The organism is Lacticaseibacillus casei DSM 20011 = JCM 1134 = ATCC 393 (genome assembly GCF_000829055.1).
Classification (GTDB): Bacteria; Bacillota; Bacilli; order Lactobacillales; family Lactobacillaceae; genus Lacticaseibacillus; species Lacticaseibacillus casei.
The window spans coordinates 2,863,045-2,879,088 of record NZ_AP012544.1 but is presented as its reverse complement, the minus strand read 5'-3'; the positions used below and the strand labels follow the sequence as shown (position 1 = coordinate 2,879,088).

At 42.8% G+C, this 16,044-nt stretch carries 19 protein-coding genes and 2 pseudogenes; 13 read left to right on the top strand and 8 right to left on the bottom strand.

The genetic code is table 11. The annotated features are described in order from the left end of the window. The first annotated feature begins 96 nt into the window (after positions 1-96). The 4 genes from LBCZ_RS13885 to LBCZ_RS13870 all read left to right on the top strand — a co-directional run bounded on the left by LBCZ_RS13885 (position 97) and on the right by LBCZ_RS13870 (position 5,871). Positions 97-804, top strand: a complete 708-nt coding sequence (locus LBCZ_RS13885; RefSeq protein WP_032958835.1) for a LytR/AlgR family response regulator transcription factor — start codon at positions 97-99, stop codon at positions 802-804. Between the two features lie 537 nt (positions 805-1,341). Further along, positions 1,342-1,815: a hypothetical protein gene (locus tag LBCZ_RS13880; protein WP_025013281.1), complete on the top strand. Its 474-nt coding sequence runs from the start codon at positions 1,342-1,344 to the stop codon at positions 1,813-1,815. A 308-nt stretch (positions 1,816-2,123) separates the two neighbouring features. Continuing rightward, entirely contained in the window at positions 2,124-3,044 is a 921-nt protein-coding gene (locus LBCZ_RS13875) for an IS30 family transposase (protein ID WP_144340557.1), read from the top strand. Between the two features lie 124 nt (positions 3,045-3,168). After that, positions 3,169-5,871: a family 15 glucoamylase gene (locus LBCZ_RS13870; RefSeq protein ID WP_025013993.1), complete on the top strand. Its 2,703-nt coding sequence runs from the start codon at positions 3,169-3,171 to the stop codon at positions 5,869-5,871. 369 nt (positions 5,872-6,240) lie between these two features. On the opposite strand, the gene LBCZ_RS13865 is transcribed toward LBCZ_RS13870, so the two are convergent. Then, a complete protein-coding gene (locus LBCZ_RS13865) occupies positions 6,241-7,485 on the bottom strand; it encodes an ISL3 family transposase (RefSeq protein WP_041084700.1) in 1,245 nt (414 codons plus the stop codon). A 376-nt stretch (positions 7,486-7,861) separates the two neighbouring features. Here LBCZ_RS13865 and LBCZ_RS13860 point away from each other — a divergent pair, with 376 nt between their 5' ends. Further along, positions 7,862-8,611, top strand: coding sequence for a TerC family protein (locus LBCZ_RS13860; protein WP_039639792.1), 750 nt, complete (start codon positions 7,862-7,864; stop codon positions 8,609-8,611). Between the two features lie 40 nt (positions 8,612-8,651). Here LBCZ_RS13860 and LBCZ_RS13855 read toward each other — a convergent pair. From LBCZ_RS13855 to LBCZ_RS16480, 4 genes and pseudogenes are all read right to left on the bottom strand, one after another. Beyond that, positions 8,652-9,206: pseudogene (locus LBCZ_RS13855) on the bottom strand (IS30 family transposase); the annotation flags it as partial. A gap of 120 nt (positions 9,207-9,326) precedes the next feature. Continuing rightward, positions 9,327-9,764, bottom strand: a pseudogene (locus LBCZ_RS15850) (IS3 family transposase); the annotation flags it as partial. 12 nt (positions 9,765-9,776) lie between these two features. Next, positions 9,777-10,082 carry an IS3 family transposase gene (locus LBCZ_RS16485; RefSeq protein WP_232900617.1) on the bottom strand — a complete coding sequence of 102 codons (306 nt, stop codon included), beginning with the start codon at positions 10,080-10,082 and terminating at the stop codon, positions 9,777-9,779. 140 nt (positions 10,083-10,222) lie between these two features. Continuing rightward, a complete protein-coding gene (locus LBCZ_RS16480) occupies positions 10,223-10,489 on the bottom strand; it encodes a transposase (protein WP_244879992.1) in 267 nt (88 codons plus the stop codon). Positions 10,490-10,584: 95 nt separating this feature from the next. On the opposite strand from LBCZ_RS16480, the gene LBCZ_RS14405 reads away from it, so the two are divergent. Beyond that, positions 10,585-11,637 (top strand): IS30 family transposase, encoded by a 1,053-nt coding sequence (locus LBCZ_RS14405; RefSeq protein ID WP_010620018.1) that lies wholly within the window; start codon positions 10,585-10,587, stop codon positions 11,635-11,637. An 81-nt stretch (positions 11,638-11,718) separates the two neighbouring features. On the opposite strand, the gene LBCZ_RS16475 is transcribed toward LBCZ_RS14405, so the two are convergent. Genes LBCZ_RS16475 through LBCZ_RS13830 form a run of 3 tightly spaced genes read right to left on the bottom strand, consistent with a single transcriptional unit; the run spans position 11,719 to position 13,567 of the window. Further along, positions 11,719-12,117 carry a GHKL domain-containing protein gene (locus tag LBCZ_RS16475; RefSeq protein ID WP_225421732.1) on the bottom strand — a complete coding sequence of 133 codons (399 nt, stop codon included), beginning with the start codon at positions 12,115-12,117 and terminating at the stop codon, positions 11,719-11,721. A gap of 30 nt (positions 12,118-12,147) precedes the next feature. Then, the gene (locus LBCZ_RS16470) at positions 12,148-12,624 is read right to left on the bottom strand and encodes a hypothetical protein (protein ID WP_225421733.1); all 477 of its coding nucleotides are present in this window, start codon (positions 12,622-12,624) and stop codon (positions 12,148-12,150) included. A gap of 22 nt (positions 12,625-12,646) precedes the next feature. Then, positions 12,647-13,567, bottom strand: coding sequence for an IS30 family transposase (locus LBCZ_RS13830; RefSeq protein WP_144340556.1), 921 nt, complete (start codon positions 13,565-13,567; stop codon positions 12,647-12,649). Between the two features lie 98 nt (positions 13,568-13,665). On the opposite strand from LBCZ_RS13830, the gene LBCZ_RS15280 reads away from it, so the two are divergent. The 7 genes from LBCZ_RS15280 (at position 13,666) to LBCZ_RS13800 (ending at position 16,042) form a co-directional block, all read left to right on the top strand. Continuing rightward, positions 13,666-13,884, top strand: coding sequence for a hypothetical protein (locus LBCZ_RS15280; protein ID WP_080769658.1), 219 nt, complete (start codon positions 13,666-13,668; stop codon positions 13,882-13,884). After that, a complete protein-coding gene (locus tag LBCZ_RS13825) occupies positions 13,877-14,107 on the top strand; it encodes a hypothetical protein (protein WP_016383248.1) in 231 nt (76 codons plus the stop codon). The genes LBCZ_RS15280 and LBCZ_RS13825 overlap by 8 nt, the downstream gene beginning before the upstream one ends. Further along, the gene (locus LBCZ_RS13820) at positions 14,094-14,369 is read left to right on the top strand and encodes a hypothetical protein (protein ID WP_014566855.1); all 276 of its coding nucleotides are present in this window, start codon (positions 14,094-14,096) and stop codon (positions 14,367-14,369) included. Before LBCZ_RS13825 ends, LBCZ_RS13820 begins: the two co-directional genes overlap by 14 nt. A gap of 218 nt (positions 14,370-14,587) precedes the next feature. Continuing rightward, complete coding sequence (locus tag LBCZ_RS13815; protein WP_016388575.1) at positions 14,588-14,842, top strand: hypothetical protein; 255 nt, start codon at positions 14,588-14,590, stop codon at positions 14,840-14,842. Positions 14,843-14,916: 74 nt separating this feature from the next. Then, positions 14,917-15,105 (top strand): hypothetical protein, encoded by a 189-nt coding sequence (locus tag LBCZ_RS13810; RefSeq protein ID WP_003592570.1) that lies wholly within the window; start codon positions 14,917-14,919, stop codon positions 15,103-15,105. A gap of 380 nt (positions 15,106-15,485) precedes the next feature. Continuing rightward, positions 15,486-15,764, top strand: a complete 279-nt coding sequence (locus LBCZ_RS13805) for a hypothetical protein (protein ID WP_003586951.1) — start codon at positions 15,486-15,488, stop codon at positions 15,762-15,764. A gap of 11 nt (positions 15,765-15,775) precedes the next feature. Beyond that, a complete protein-coding gene (locus LBCZ_RS13800; RefSeq protein ID WP_025013610.1) occupies positions 15,776-16,042 on the top strand; it encodes a hypothetical protein in 267 nt (88 codons plus the stop codon). The last annotated feature ends 2 nt before the right edge of the window (positions 16,043-16,044 follow it).

Below are 16,044 nucleotides of genomic sequence, written 5' to 3'. Positions count from 1 at the left end.
CTTGCTATACTGAAAAAATCCGGTACGGGATGACATGAGCAAAATAAGTCGGGCTCAGTAAAGGTTTCGCATAGACATATACTTGGCGGTGGAAAAATGATTAAGGTTGCAGTTTGTGACGACGCGCCTGAAATAACGGGGAACATCGAAGAAACGCTGAGAGTATTCGATTCAGCGCTATTTGATGTTGCGGTATTCTTTAGTGCTGACGCGTTAATTTCATCACTGCAAAAACAGCGTTATGACTTTTTTATTTTAGATATTGAATTGCCGACCTCTTCAGGAATCGATATTGCTAAGGCTATCAGAGAACAAGACTTAAATGTCCCAATTGTCTTTCTCACCAATTATGTGGAATATATGGAAGATGTTTTCCAAGTGCAAACCTTCGACTATATTCTCAAGCCTATAACTAAAGAGAAGATCTTTCCCGTCCTTAGAAAAGTAGTTAAATATTTGGAATTGGATGATGAGTATTTCTCGTTTTCACACAGGAAGAAGACATATCGTTTAAAACTTTCTGATATTATCTGTTTTGAAAAGCAGAGACGTAATGTTATCATTCATGACAAGAAACAGCAATATCAGGTGATTATGTCGACGTCGGAGCTGCTGGGAAAGTTAAATGATAACTTTGTTCAAGTGCATACGTCCTATGTTATCAACACTAAGTTTATTAAAGAAATTGGCGCTGGCTATATCATTTTGTCTGAAACTTCAACATCCGTGGAAGTCCCCGTCAGTAGGAAATTTCGCAACATCGCAAGGGAAAAAATCATCATGCAAATGAGGAGTAAGTTATGATCGATGCTGTTATTAGGATGTGCAGTTTTCTAATCTACGTGTTTCTTTTGAGCTTCTTTTTTGCAAGTTGGTCGGTTTCCGAAAGGTGATCACTTATCTGGATGATGACATTGGCAGGTTTGGCGGCGATTGTTGCGGTAACCTCGTATGTTGCTCCGTCTAGTGTCGAACCCTTCATCAATCTCGTTGTCACACTAATTGCAATCTAGGGATTTTGGGCTATTATCTTAGATAGCTTGATTCAAGAAAAAACAAACGTTTCTTTTGCGAAATGGTGAGATCGCTTAACACGGCTTAACTACGCATAAAATGTGATAAGTGCCGTATGGATTTTTTGCAAGCTTTAGTATACCGTTAAGCAAGTATTACCTGATGTCAGTATGAGATTAAGAGGCATCTAAAGTCCCACTCAACAAAATGGAAGTTCTTTTGTTTAATGTACCCAATATTTAATTGTGAACAGGCCGAATGGCAGCGGGATGCCACCGTGTCTTTAGCTCATGTATAGAAAATGGCTGGAGAAAGGAATTACAATATATGGATGTCTATATGCCTTTCATTGGCATGGTTTTTATCTGGCTACTATCGTCTGCAATTGTTTCAATTAGTAGGGGAAAACAAAAAAGTGCATTGCTGCGAGAAGAAAAATATACAAGTGAAAGTTATTTAGAAGCTAGGAAGCAAATGCAAAGATTTACCACAGATGAGTCAAATCATCTCTTTAATCATATTTACAACATTGTTATTGTCTGGTACTTTTTCATCGTTGTATTCTCATTAGGTGCGATAACGACCAATTTTTCAAGTGCTCCAGTTATCTACCTAATTGATACAATTTTCTTCTTCTTTTTTGCTTTTTTTAACTTTGGTGCATCCTATTATACACAACAGATAAGAAGAAAAATGAATAGCGGATTGCCGGAACTTACCTTTGTAGCGAAAGCGCTAATTTTAATTTTTCGAGACTTTGGCACTGCATTAATATTTTTGATTTCTTACTTGAGGGCATAGTTTGCTATAAAAGTGTAAGGCACATTTCAATTAGACATCTACGGGAAAATATTGACGTTTATACTTCCGAATGGTTTACACTTTTAGATCTTGGTCAATTGAAATGATTATACCACCAACATGAATTAGCATTTTTAGAAGTACTGTTGGCATATATGCAGAAAATCATATACCTTGAATGATTTAGGGAGGAAAAATCCTAGATTGCATAATTAAAGTTACCACCCAGAAAATGTGAAAAAAGACCTGTCCGTTCTTGCTAAAATGGTGTTTGCATAACATACCATCTAGAGAGAAGGACAGGTCCCATGGCCATTATAACCTTAATTGAACGATCTCAGATAGAACTGATGCAACACCACACGATTCAATACATCGCCGCGACCTTAGGCCGCTCTCGTATTTCTATTAGGCATGAGCTTCACCGTTGCCCTGAAGGTGATTACTGCGCCATTATAGCTCAGGATCATGCCGATACTTGTCGGCATCGTTGTGGTCGGCACTCGATTTTAACGCCTAAGTTGAAGCGGATGGTAACTGAGAAGCTAAACCTGGGTTGGTCCCCTGAAATGGTCGGTTATGCCGTTCACTGTGCGCCACACACGATTTACCACTGGATTTATCAAAGACAAGTCGATTTTCAGCCAAGCCAACTCTTTGATCACGGTAAACGTCATAAAAGAAGACAAGACCTTCGGTCGCGCTATAACCAAGCAGTAGGCACCTCAATTGAGATTCGCAGTGAGTCAGCTAATCGGCGAACCGAAAAAGGACATTTAGAGATGGATACAGTTCGCGGTGGTCGCGGGTCAAAGGCTGCTGTTTTGACCATTGTCGATCGGGTGACACGTTTAATGGCGACAACTAAGCTTGAAAACTTATCACAAAATGCTGTTCTCAAGGGATTTGCAAGACTGATGGTGGACTTTCCGGGTCCGGTTCGATCAGTGACGGTTGATCACGGTAAAGAGTTTTCCTGCGATCAGGCGCTTACAAAGCGCTATCGGATACCGGTTTACTTTTGCCACGCCTATCACCCGAATGAACGGGGCACAAATGAACGGTTCAATCGAGAACTTCACTACTATTTCCCGAAGGGAACACAGTTTGATCAGGTTTCAGAGGCCAATATTCAACGAGCCACAGCGCTTATCAATAACAAACCCAGAAAATGTCTCCGTTGGCAAACCCCAGTTCAAGCAGTGAGCAAGCCTCTTTCTAGGTGGTAACTTTATTATTGCAATCTAGGCATCAATATGCTATAGCTTTAGTAGAAGAATGGTACCACTTTTTTTTCATTTTCACACAAACATTGTCATTAATCCTAATATTTTAAATAAGGGGGGGGAAAACATGAATTTGCGCAGCGTAAAATTTATGTTTAAAGTATTTTTGACGAGTTTTTGTCTTACGTTTTTATTTGGCGGTGGAAAGGTATTAGCAGATACCAACTCTAGTTATACTGGGCACAACTCATGGGATCAATTGACAACTTCAAATGGAATTTGTGCTGGCATTTATTCAAAAAAAGATGCGAAGCTGATTCGTCTCCAACACCACATTTTTTCACATGAAAAAGATGGTAGTACAACACCTAACTATCTTTATGACGCCTATTTTGGCTACCAAGTTAACAATAACAAAACTGTTTGGTTGAATAATCTTGCAGTTGATCAAGCAGAATATATTAATGGCACTAATATCATTCATTCGGTCCAACACCATGATCAGCTTACTTTTGACAGCTATTACTTCACACCATTTTCCGGCACGGATGATGGCAGTTCCTCAATCATGTATATGTTGGTCAAGGTGACTAATAATGGTCCGACTCGAAATGTTTCATTATTTTCACAGCAGAACTTGCATCTTGGTACAGACTACGCGACAAAGGACGAAGAGACAAGCTATAATTCGTCTAACAACTATATTAAAGAATTCAACGCTCAAACTGGCAGCTTTGCGATTTATAAGAACCTGAATTCACAAAATCAGCTCTATCAAACTGGTAACCAAAATCAGACACCAGTCAACTATTTGCAGAGCAACAGTAACTTGAATAATTCTATTCAGAGCAAGGGTGATGACCTAGTCAATGGGTTTGAGAACAAAAATATTCAAATTTCAGCTGGTCAGAGTCAATGGTTTGGGGTTGAAATTGGTCTGCGAGAAGACGGTAATGAAAATCAATTAAGTCAAACGGTCGATAGTAATGCTCAAACATCTTTGCAGGGATCGCCGGCCGCAATTTTGCAGCAGGAAGAAAATTGGTGGCAAAATTGGCACGCTAAAGAACGGATGCCTAAAGGACTAAACTCGCAAGAAACTCAGACTTATCGCCAGTCAACTGCTGTCTTGAAAATGTCGCAGGTTAGAGAAAAGAGCGAAGGTTATGGTCAGGTTCTAGCCAGTTTAATTCCAGGCGAATGGAGCATTGCTTGGGTTCGCGATGGTTCTTACTCGATTAAAGCCTTAATTGACTCGGGGCATTACCAAGAAGCCAAGGAAGCCTTGAACTTTTTCTTGAATGCTAAGACGAAGCAAAACAGCGATGGGACGAATTACTTCCAGAAAAATTATATTGAAAGTAATAATACTTCAGCTCCAATTTATGGACTGAACACTAAATTGAGTTCAAACTATCTTTTGTCAGTCTGTCGCTATTTTGGTGATGGCAGCGAGGACTCTGATTATAATGACAATGGTCCGAACATTGAATTTGACGGTTGGGGCTTAGTCCTATGGGTTTTAGATGATTATATTAATCAGACGCATGACTATAGTTTCCTTTTGAACAATCAACAGGTGCTGACAGCTCAACAATGGATTAGCCGCAAACAACAAATTGTTGATAGTGCAAATCAAGGATTGACGACAGCTAAACAGACCACTGTAACCGCTAAGAACACCTATCAGACTGCCAAAGCTAAAGAAGAGCAAGTTAAGCAGACGACCAAAACAACGATTAATACAGCAAAGGGTTGGATCAAACGCAAACAAGGAATTGTTAAAGCTGCCAAACAAACTTTACGACACGCAAAAACTGCCCAGGACAAACAAAAAGCTCAGGCTTGGTTAACTGCTAAACAAGCAGAGTTAACTAAAGAACTCAACAAGCAAAACCAAGTGATTGCCCAAGCCCAGCAACAGCTAACTACAGCTAAGGACCAGGTCAAGACTGCCAAGTCGGCTTTAGTCAATGCAAATGCTCAGCAGCAAACTGCTAGCAACTGGCTTAAGGTTAAGCAAGCCGAATTGACCAAAGAAAAGGCTAAGCAAGAGCCAATCATTCAAGAAAATATTAAAAGTACTAATTGGTATAAGATCACAACTCAAGATGCTGATTTGCTGATCGAATTGGCCAATAAGCAAAATGGTTTAATTCAGCCAGATTCTTCAATTTGGGAAGAACATTGGACGCCATATTCTGTTTTGAAAAATGCTCCAGCCAGACAACAATTTGCTTTCACTGACATTACGGCTTGGTCAGGTCTACAATCAGCTGCCGATATGGCGCAAAAACTTGGTTTTAACGATTCCTATCAAAAGTATAGCCAAGCTGCAGCCAAGCTGAAAACCAGCATTTTGAAGAACCTGATTACCACAGAAGATGGCCAACAAATTATTGCTTCATCGATAGAACGCAAAGGTGATAGTCAACATGAAAATGATGGTTCAACGGTTGAGGCCATCAATCAGGGCTTGGTTCCCTCGAATTCATCGTTAGCTCAAGGAATGATTGCCAGTTACAACAAATATCTGCGAATCAAAACTGGCAGCACCCCAGGATTTATGCGTGATCAAGACGGTGATTTGTATGATTCGCGTGAATGGGGTTTTATTGATTTACGAATTGCCGGCGCATTGGCTAAAATGGGCGATCGTTCAGAATCCAAAACGTTGATTGACTGGATGACCAGCCAAGCTCAGAACAATTATTACCTAATTCCAGAATTACTAGATTACACTAACCAAGACTATGCCGGTTCAGTTCCAATGGGCGGCTTCGGTTCAGGTTCATATATTCTAGCGCTCAACGATTACTACAACAAGTAAGTTCAATAGCAAAAAATCAGTCGATAGTATTTTCACCACTGGAATGACTTGAGTATTATCTTATGATAATGATCAATTATCTTTTAATGGCAGCCTAACATTGTACGTGGAGCTGAATGGGCATTTGAGTTGTATCAAAACGCTCGCAAATGAAGAACTATATCAACTGCTAGTTCCCATTACAGTCCGGATGATGTATAGTGAACTAACTTACAATATTGTCAATTTTTTATAGTTGCCATCAAGATGTATTGGTGGAGCATGGAGATGTACCATAAGTCCTTCAAATTCGGCTCTACGTCAACTGGTGTTGAAGAATAAATTTATCATTTGAGGCGGTTCTCCATTTGGGGAGCCGTCTTTGTCATGTTATGCCGTGATTTGGTAGATTCGTTTGAAGAAGTTCAGCTGATTCTTGAAGCCAAAACAGGATCGTTTGAGTGACTTGATGAGGCGGTTAACCCCTTCGATCGGACCGTTGGAATAAGGGCTGGTGACAGCGGCGAGAACAGCGACTTTGTGTCGCTTAAGCGTCGCGATCGTCATGTCCATTGCCGTACCGTTTGGCTCGTAAGTAGCTAACAGGTTTGCCAGTTCCGCGGGATGTTTCTTCACCATCAAAGCATCATGAAGCGCTAAGTAGGTCTCGTAGGTTTGCTTGAGCTTGGGCTCAGTATCAAGTGCGATATCGATGGCCTCCTGTTGCGTGACGTCTTCATTCAAACCAAACAGGAACTGTTTGTGTTTAGCGTCAGGCGCAGTTTGATGAAAAAGCCGCCAGTTTGTCTTCATGATCTTATAAGGACGGCTGTGCTTGTCATCAAGCTGTTTGAGCGCTTGGACGCGTACCTGATCAAGGGCACGAGCCGCAAGTTGAATGATATGGAACCGATCAATGACGACTTGGGCCTTGGGGAAAACCTCATGAATAATCGTCTGATAAGCTGCATTCATGTCCATGGTGACCGTCTGGACCCGAGTGCGTTCAGCGAGTGAATAATGAGCGATGAAGAAGTTTTTAATCGTGCGGTTGAATCGGTCACCAAGCAAGGCAATCAGACGATGTGAATCGGCATCAAGACAGATAAACGACATCATGCCATGAGTGGAACGGAACTCATCAAAGCAGAGTCGCGTGGGTAGCCGGCGAGCCGGTCGGAGTTTGAGATTTTGGTCAATGATCCGTTGAACCGAGGAGGCTGAGATTCCGATAATACGGGCGATGGTTTTGACTGGCAACCGTTCATGCGCTAACTTCATGATTCGTTCTGTCATGTGAGCGGCGATCGTGTGGTTGGGTTGCACGAGTGGCGTCTTGGCACTGACTGTGTGGTAACAGTTATGACAGCGCCATCGTTGCTTGTGCAAGTCAATGACTGTCGGCATTTCAACCCCGTTGAGGACGCGCACGTGGGCCGTGTAAAACCCGTTAGGGTGCAAGGCCTCAAAGCCACACAGTGGGCACCGGGTTAACCGGTAAGTCAGCTCGGCATCAATCACATGATACTGGCGGCGACGTACCCCGTTGCCGCGATATTCATGACGAACAAAGGCTACTTTGATATTATGGTCTGGTATTCCAAGGGCGGACAGTGTAGGATCGTATTGGGACATTTACTCATAACCTCGCTTGCTTTTGGTTTCGACGCTAACAAGCATAGCATGGACACTGAGTAGGTGTCTTTTTGCGTTATCCAAAAAGGGCCTATACGTTCAGTGTTGATTATTTCTCAACACCAGAAAGTGTAGACCCATAAAATCCCTTTCCCTCTTTTTAATGTCCTCATGGTAACGCGGCTTAGTTGCGAACAGGTAACAGAAGCGTAGCGTTTTGGTAACTTTTTTAATAACTTGAGAAAAATGGTGTGAAATGTTACCAGTCGCCTCACGTCTGACTTACGGAAAATTAGTAGAATCAATCGCAAGTTAATGGGGAATATGGTACATTAAATCCAGCAAAAATTAATATCTGAAGGAGCTGAAGCAAGCATTGTTACACTTTTTGGGTCAATTGTACGGACCGTTCTTTGATCTCCATAATTGGGAAACCGTGATTACCTCAGGCGACGATTGGCTGATTATCTTTTCATTGGTCTTAATTGAGTGCCTTTTGTCAGTTGATAATGCCGTGGTTCTAGCCGCGCAAACGCAGTCACTACCTACTCGTGAACAGCAGGAAAAGTCATTGTTTTATGGTATTTGGGGGGCTTACTTTTTCCGGTTTGTTATCATTGGATTGGGAACGTATTTGATTCATTTCTGGGAAATTAAAGTCATTGGTGCATTATACCTATTGTACTTGGTCTTTCAATTCTTTACCCGGACGCGAGTCAAGCATACCCGTAAGTTAGCTTCAGAAAAGAAACATCGATGGTTGCCCTTGTTTTGGGCCGTCGTGCTTCAAATTGAAATGATGGATATTATTTTCTCGGTGGATTCAGTCTTAGCAGCGTTAGCTATTTCGTCTAATCCAGTCATTGTGCTAATCGGGGGACTGATTGGGATTCTGGCCATGCGGGGAGTCGCCGAAGTTATTATGCGCCTCATGCAGAAGATTCCGGAGTTGGAACCAATGGCCTACATCTTAATTGCCTTGATTGCTGTGAAGCTCTTTATTTCAATTCCAGCGATTGATATTGAGATTCCAGCCACCTTGTTTGGGTTGCTGGTAGTGGGAGCGATTATTGTGACGTTGATTATTCACGTGATCCGCCGGCGCACAACAACTAAAAAAAATTAAACTGATGGACTACGAGTTGTTCGTAGGGTAGATTGCAAATTTAATCCGAATTTTTGGACAAATTTATCAGCATAACCTGATACGGTGTTTGCCAGTCGAGTATTTTAAGCGGTCGCTGGTTAATTTGGAGTAACGTCGTCGTTAAATCTTGAGCACTAATGTGCTCAAAACGAGTCCCTTTAGGATAAAAATAACGTAAATTCCGATTAAAGCGTTCATTACTACCACGTTCAGCTGGAGTATAAGCATGGCAATAATAGGTCTTAATACCATATTGTGATTCAAGTGATACTAGCCCACTAAACTCAGTGCCACGGTCCACAGTAAAGCTGTGCACCGGACCATTAAAAGTGGTTAGGAACTTAGTTAGTGCTTCATTAACAGTCGCTGTCGTCCGATCTTTTAACCGGTATGCCCAAGGGAACCGTGATTTGCGATCGATTAAAGTTAATAAAACTTCCTTACTATGCCCACGAGGACCAACGACTGTATCTAGTTCAAAATCGCCGATGCGCTTACGTTGATTAATCATCATGGGACGCTGTTCAATTGATCGCCCCAAAGATTGATTATATTTGGATCGATGGTCAACGTGGATTGAAGTCAATATTTGAGACAGATTTTAAGAGACATTCAGAACCGCGTTTACCTTCCACAGCTCAAATAAATCATTAATCGCGATTAATAACTTATTTGAACCCTGGAAAGCATTAAATCAGGCGGCCATTTGGCTCGTAAGTGTTGCAATTTCAACTTGTAAGGGGGTCTGGTAGCCCAGTGAACTATGAATTCTCTTCCTATTGTAAAAAGCATGCACATATTCAAAAAGGACGGCAGCGGCAGTTTCATAATCTTCAAAGACCGGCACTGGATAAACACATTCCTTTTTGAGGGAAGCGTGAAAGGATTCCATTGGCGCATTATCATACGGACAACCCTTACGGCTGTATGAGTGGCGGATATGTAGCTCAGTTAAACGTTGATTGTAATCATCGCTGGTATACTGTGATCCTAAATCCGTATGGATAATCAGGTCCCCAGTAATGGTTCGATTTTTAACCGCGCTTTCAAGGGTCTTTAAGACTAAATCAGTATCCATCTTTTTTGAGAACGAATAGCCGATAATCCGTCGTGAGTGCAGGTCCATGATGGTTGATAAGTAACACTAGCCATTACGCTTCGTTTGAATATAGGTCATATCAGCGGTCCATTTTTGATTTAAACCAGTGGTCGAGAAATCCTGCTTAAGCAAGTTGGGACGCTGTTCAACCTTGGTTTTGGAAGCCGAAGCCGCTTTCCACTTATTGACGGTAACGGAGTGGATATCCAGTTCCTTCATGAGCCGGGAAATCCGTCGTGGACTGCACCGAAGCTGCAGTGGTTGAAGTTCCAGATTCAATTCATGGTGGATCTTCATAACACCGTATCGCTGCTTAAATTCCGCAAAGATCCGCAGAATCCGTTGTTTCAAGCCCGCATCTTCGGCCCGGCGTTTTGAAGGTTTGGGGGATCGATAACGATAATACTGAGCTCTGGAAACACCGAGGATTCGGCACATCTTGGTTACCTGGTGGTGATGGCTTTCTTGGTGAATGTAATCAAAGATATTGGTTACTTCTGCGCAAGAAAGCCTAGGGCTTTTTTTAGGATTTCGTTCTCCTCAGACAGCGAAGCCAGTCGCTTTTCCATCGCTTTGATTTCGTCTGGCGATTTACCGGATTGAGTTTTGGCCTGGCCCTGGATCCACTTATGAACTGTTGAATAGCCAATGCCATATTCTCTGGCCATTTGGGCAGCTGATTCGCCTTGCTTATATAGGTTGATAATGTTTTGTTTGAATTCTTTGTCGTACGCGCATTTTAGAATCAAGTTAGCCACTGTCTCAAAATTTTTTGGACAATAAAAAACATCAAGAACAGATATCCTGTATCATTGAAGTTCCTACACAAACAATGGAAGAGGATATTGTCTTGATGCAGAAACAGGATAGCACACACCGCCAAAAAGGTCAGCACTTAACATCACTCGAGCGCGGAAAAGTGGCCGGATTCCGCCAAGCTGGGAAGTCCAATCGTTGGATTGCTGCTGAAATTGGCGTCTGCCCGCAGACCATTAATAATGAAATCAAGCGAGGTACAGTAGATCAGGTCAAGAAGAGTAATGGCAAGCGCGTCTACCATCGACAATACCTGCCAGAGGCTGCTCAGGCACGTTACGAGACTGCACGCTTGAGCTGCCATCGTCCTGACAAGTTCGCCAGCGTACAGGTCTTCTTAGCCTGGTACGTACAGCGAGCTAAGCAGGACAAATGGTCGCCGGATGCTTCAATCGGCTATGCCAAGCGACACAAGCTGTTTACTCCTGAAGAGCTTGTTTGTGCCTCGACTTTGTACCAGTACATTGACGACCAACGCCTAGAGATTCGAAATATCGACCTGTTGGAGAAGACTAAGCGGAAGACCTCTCACCAGCACCACACCAAGGCTAAGCGCCTGGCTGGCCGCAGTATCGAGGAACGGCCTAAGGTCGTTGAACGACGCAGGCAGTTCGGTCACTGGGAGATGGATACCATTGTCGGTAAACGCAATGGCAAGGAGAGCGTCATCTTGACTCTGATTGAGCGCAAGACCCGTTGCCAACTTCTCCGCTTGATCGAAGGACGAGATGCAGACTCTGTGAGCTATGCATTGCGTGGAATCAAGCGCGAATGGGGAGCTTGCATCAAGACCATCACAGCCGACAACGGACCCGAGTTCACCGCCTTAAATACTGCTTTTGCTGGGACGGAAACTGAGATCTTCTACGCCCATCCTTACACGTCCTGCGACCGTGGCACCAACGAGGCACATAACCGGATGATTCGCCAGGACTTCCCTAAGGGCATGTCCCTAGATGACATTAGCCCTAGTCAAGTGCAGGCCACGCAAGACCGCTTGAATCAGTTGCCTCGCAAACAACAGGGCTACTGCACACCCCAGCAAAACTTTGAGGCCGAAGCTCGGCGCGTTCGCCGCATGGCCCAGTAGTCTCTCTAGCGCCACAACTTCTATTTGATAACGGCCTGTTCTGGGATTGTCCTCAACGACTGGCTAACTTGTTCTTGCAATTTACGTTAGCAATTTATTGTCAAACTGCTTAATAACCAGTGAGATTTTTGCAGAACGGCTGTCTCCTAATCTCCTAGACGCCTCAAGAGCATTATCAAGCAGATTGCCAATCAAAATAGCCAAAACATCGTTATCGACATTTATTTGTTCGGCAAGCAACACCTTGATGTCAAACCTAATCCCCGCCTTGTCAGCAAGGTCTCGCTTGTCGTTTAATAAATAATTTAGAACAACATCGCGTGTATAAAACTTTTGTTGCATATTCAGCCTATCTGTAGACTTTGAAAGATATCTTTTTGCGTCTCCAACACGCTTCTTCTCCAATAGCCCAAGCAATACGATATATTGATTTTTCAAATCATGACGCATTGCCGCAAGCTGATCTTGTGACTTTTTCAATTCAGTGAGATATTTTCTTTCAAAAGAAAGCTACTTGTTTTGTAATGTAATCTGATTGATTTGTCGTAAGTGTTTCGTCAAACTTCCGTATAAATATAGACCACAAAGGTTCATGTACAAAACGCCTACTGCAATCATTAATACAAAATAAGGTGAATGAACGGAAGTATTGATGTTCGCCATTAAAAAGCTGAATAGAACGCCTATCGAGACAAGCGGAATTGACGTTAAAGCCAGCAGTACCGGAAGTTTTAACGATTCCAGATACATTTGGCTCCGGAAAAACACCAACTTAAGTCCGAAAATCATTAAAACTTCCAGCATCATCGAAATGCTCGTCGTGGCAATCGCAAAAATGAATCTCTGAGGGCCATAAGATGCCGCTGTGATTGATCTGAAAACAGCTAAAGACAAAGCTTCGCTGATGAAATTAATGGCCAGCAAAATAATAAACCAAAAGAGCATATCCTTGATCGCCACTTCATACTGTGTTGCGATTGTTGTCATTGCCTAGATTGCAATAATAAAGTTACCACCTAGAAAGAGGCTTGCTCACTGCTTGAACTGGGGTTTGCCAACGGAGACATTTTCTAGGTTTGTTATTGATAAGCGCTGTGGCTTGTTGAATATCGGTCTCTGAAACCTGATCAAAGTGTGTTCCCTTCGGGAAATAGTAGCGAAGTTCTCGATTGAACCGTTCATTTGTGCCCCGTTCATTCGGGTGATAGGCGTGGCAAAAGTAAACCGGTATCCGATAGCGCTTTGTAAGCGCCTGATCGCAGGAAAACTCTTTACCGTGATCAACCATCACTGATCGAACCGGACCCGGAAAGTCCACCATCAGTCTTGCAAATCCCTTGAGAACAGCATTTTGTGATAAGTTTTCAAGCTTAGTTGTCGCCATTAAACGTGTCACCCGATCGACAATGGTCAAAACAGCAGCCTTTGACCCGCGACCACCGCGAACTGTATCCATCTCTAAATGTCCTTTTTCGGTTCGCCGATTAGCTGACTCACTGCGAATCTCAATTGAGGTGCCTACTGCTTGGTTATAGCGCGACCGAAGGTCTTGTCTTCTTTTATGACGTTTACCGTGATCAAAGAGTTGGCTTGGCTGAAAATCGACTTGTCTTTGATAAATCCAGTGGTAAATCGTGTGTGGCGCACAGTGAACGGCATAACCGACCATTTCAGGGGACCAACCCAGGTTTAGCTTCTCAGTTACCATCCGCTTCAACTTAGGCGTTAAAATCGAGTGCCGACCACAACGATGCCGACAAGTATCGGCATGATCCTGAGCTATAATGGCGCAGTAATCACCTTCAGGGCAACGGTGAAGCTCATGCCTAATAGAAATACGAGAGCGGCCTAAGGTCGCGGCGATGTATTGAATCGTGTGGTGTTGCATCAGTTCTATCTGAGATCGTTCAATTAAGGTTATAATGGCCATGGGACCTGTCCTTCTCTCTAGATGGTATGTTATGCAAACACCATTTTAGCAAGAACGGACAGGTCTTTTTTCACATTTTCTGGGTGGTAACTTTAATTATGCAATCTAGGGACCAGTTACTTGTGTTTATGCAACAACATCGGCTGACGAGTATTGATTACGCAACTTATGATCGGGCGCGACGGTTATATGACCACGATCCGGTACGACAACGTGAATGGATTGAGATCTTAGCAGAAAGCAAGACCGATCAACGAATCGTCGTACGACATGGGGTATTAGGATCAAGTGTGAAGGCGGTGAGTTTGTGTGCTTAAACAGACAAAAGTCCCTTTTGTTAATGGTGTGGGGAAGACTCTACCACATTTGGAAAAGGGCGTGCGTTATACTTTTGTTGATCATGGGTATTACATGACGGCTTTAAGACCAGGAGAAACTGAGGAGCTTAAACCGGAATTACCAGAGCAGGAATGGGCGTATCGCCAACAACATCCAGTTAAGGAATGGCGAATAGGAGGCAATCATCATGCGATTCTATGAGTTTAGAACTGAAGATCATGATTATTATGCATTGATTTCAGCTAATAGCCCAGAAGAAGCCATTGTAATTTACAAAGGGGAAATTGACAACGCTTTTGATGAATTAAATCCTCATGAAGTTTCTCTGACGCGTGCAGCCGATATAACGCTTGAAGCGCATGACTTAGCAGACTTTCGTGATGCTTTAATTGAAAAAGAAAAGCAAACCTTACAACAGGAAGTAGCGCCAAGAGTCCTTGTCATTGATAGCAATTTGCTATAACCACGCATAAGAAGAGGCCAAATAGGAGGCTGAAACAAATGAAAATGATGGTAAAAACGGGTGGAATCATTTTAGTGTCAGGGTTACTTTTAGCCGGATGTGGGTGTCAAACGTTTACCATCTCCACAGAGTCCTGACTGTTACCTAATGCAGTCGGGACTTTTTCGTTGCTGTAAAGGCACAAATGGCTTTAATATGATCAAAAGGAGGCGTGCACAATGCTTACAACAGTTTGGAATTTACTAACGATTGTTTTAGTATTGATCATCATTTGGTTAACCCGTAAGCAGAAAGTCACCACGCGATTGGGGCGGTACAATCGAACTTTTATGATCATTGTTGCGGTGATCCAAATTATTCTGATCATTGTGGGAATGCTGATTATGAAGGATTCAATTTCACTGCAAGCTGCATCATTTATTTGTAGCTTATTGCTACTGATAAGCCTTTTGCTCGACTATAAAATGCACTAATTAACAGCAAAAAAGTGCCATCACTTTCTTGGTTCACACAAGAAAAGTGATGGCACTTTTTGAATGGAGGAAAAATGACCGTCAACAAAAATAATCAACGTTACCAAATCACCTTAACGCCAGAAGAGAAGCAGCAGCTTAAAGCACTTTGTCAGGTTACTAAGGAACGCCCCTCAACATTGGTGCGCCGGTTGATTGCTACTGAGAAAAGACTTTATGATTCAGGCTTTTTACCGTCCTACAATTCAAAAATTGAAAAGTGAGGAGAGATTAAGGTGTTGTGGCTGATTCTCAAATGCAGTTTCTGGATATTACTAGGCTTTATCTTTTTGTGTGAGCTTGCAACTATTCGGATTAGCGGATTGTGTTCTCGTGAAGAGGAACGACAGGAAGCTCTTGAAAAGCATCTTCAACAAGCAAAAAGCGCGCCCTAGGGCGCGCTTTTTATTAGGTATTAACGTACCTCCATTTTACCAAAGTTGTGCTCTGCTACGCAATTTAATGGTGTGTCACTGGACAACAAATGCCGCTACTGGGAAACGTGGTTCGATTCCACGAAGCGGCCTTGGCTAATGCCAAAATAATGAACGCCAAATGCCAGCTAATTGCAGGTGTTTTTTGCGTTAAAGAAAGGAGACTGAACATGGCTGAACCTGTAGGTATTTGGTTACATGATCGCAATTTGAAGTTGATTTCGAAAGATCATGATGCTCTTTCTTATCGAGTCCGAGCTTCATGGGTTAAGGATCATGCTGATTATCCAATTAAGCCTGGTATGACGGTGGTGATTGGCAATATTAAGCCGCCTAACCAGCTGAAAAATGTTTTGGTTCTAAAGGTGGTGTCAGCTGAATTAAAAAAAGACGGCAGTCTAGTGATTAGCGGAGAACGCATTAAGTCCGTCCCCAAAAACTTGATATAAGAGGTGATCATATGTTCAATTTGGTTCTTCAAACAAAAGACATCAAGGAAGCTAAGCGGCACAATGGTCTTCTTGAAATCAGATTCCCCCCCCAAAAGGAGAAGGCATTGATGTTGAAGTTGCGTCATGCGGTGCTAAGCATCGAGACTGGTTGGCCTATTCTGCCAGATACAACTTGTATTGGTGAGATCGTGCGGGTGTTACCAAGCAAAGAGCGCGTGATCGTGGCTTATGTTCGCCCGCAAAACGGTTTTCAGCGATTTGTTGAGTCGCATTAAAA

Coding starts and splice junctions, on each gene's coding strand:
- LBCZ_RS13885 (WP_032958835.1), top strand. CDS start 97: ATGATTAAGGTTGCAGTTTGTGACGACGCGCCTGAAATAACGGGGAAC.
- LBCZ_RS13880 (WP_025013281.1), top strand. CDS start 1,342: ATGGATGTCTATATGCCTTTCATTGGCATGGTTTTTATCTGGCTACTA.
- LBCZ_RS13875 (WP_144340557.1), top strand. CDS start 2,124: ATGGCCATTATAACCTTAATTGAACGATCTCAGATAGAACTGATGCAA.
- LBCZ_RS13870 (WP_025013993.1), top strand. CDS start 3,169: ATGAATTTGCGCAGCGTAAAATTTATGTTTAAAGTATTTTTGACGAGT.
- LBCZ_RS13865 (WP_041084700.1), bottom strand. CDS start 7,485: ATGTCCCAATACGATCCTACACTGTCCGCCCTTGGAATACCAGACCAT.
- LBCZ_RS14405 (WP_010620018.1), top strand. CDS start 10,585: ATGCAGAAACAGGATAGCACACACCGCCAAAAAGGTCAGCACTTAACA.
- LBCZ_RS16470 (WP_225421733.1), bottom strand. CDS start 12,624: ATGACAACAATCGCAACACAGTATGAAGTGGCGATCAAGGATATGCTC.
- LBCZ_RS13830 (WP_144340556.1), bottom strand. CDS start 13,567: ATGGCCATTATAACCTTAATTGAACGATCTCAGATAGAACTGATGCAA.
- LBCZ_RS15280 (WP_080769658.1), top strand. CDS start 13,666: ATGCAATCTAGGGACCAGTTACTTGTGTTTATGCAACAACATCGGCTG.
- LBCZ_RS13820 (WP_014566855.1), top strand. CDS start 14,094: ATGCGATTCTATGAGTTTAGAACTGAAGATCATGATTATTATGCATTG.
- LBCZ_RS13815 (WP_016388575.1), top strand. CDS start 14,588: ATGCTTACAACAGTTTGGAATTTACTAACGATTGTTTTAGTATTGATC.
- LBCZ_RS13810 (WP_003592570.1), top strand. CDS start 14,917: ATGACCGTCAACAAAAATAATCAACGTTACCAAATCACCTTAACGCCA.
- LBCZ_RS13805 (WP_003586951.1), top strand. CDS start 15,486: ATGGCTGAACCTGTAGGTATTTGGTTACATGATCGCAATTTGAAGTTG.
- LBCZ_RS13800 (WP_025013610.1), top strand. CDS start 15,776: ATGTTCAATTTGGTTCTTCAAACAAAAGACATCAAGGAAGCTAAGCGG.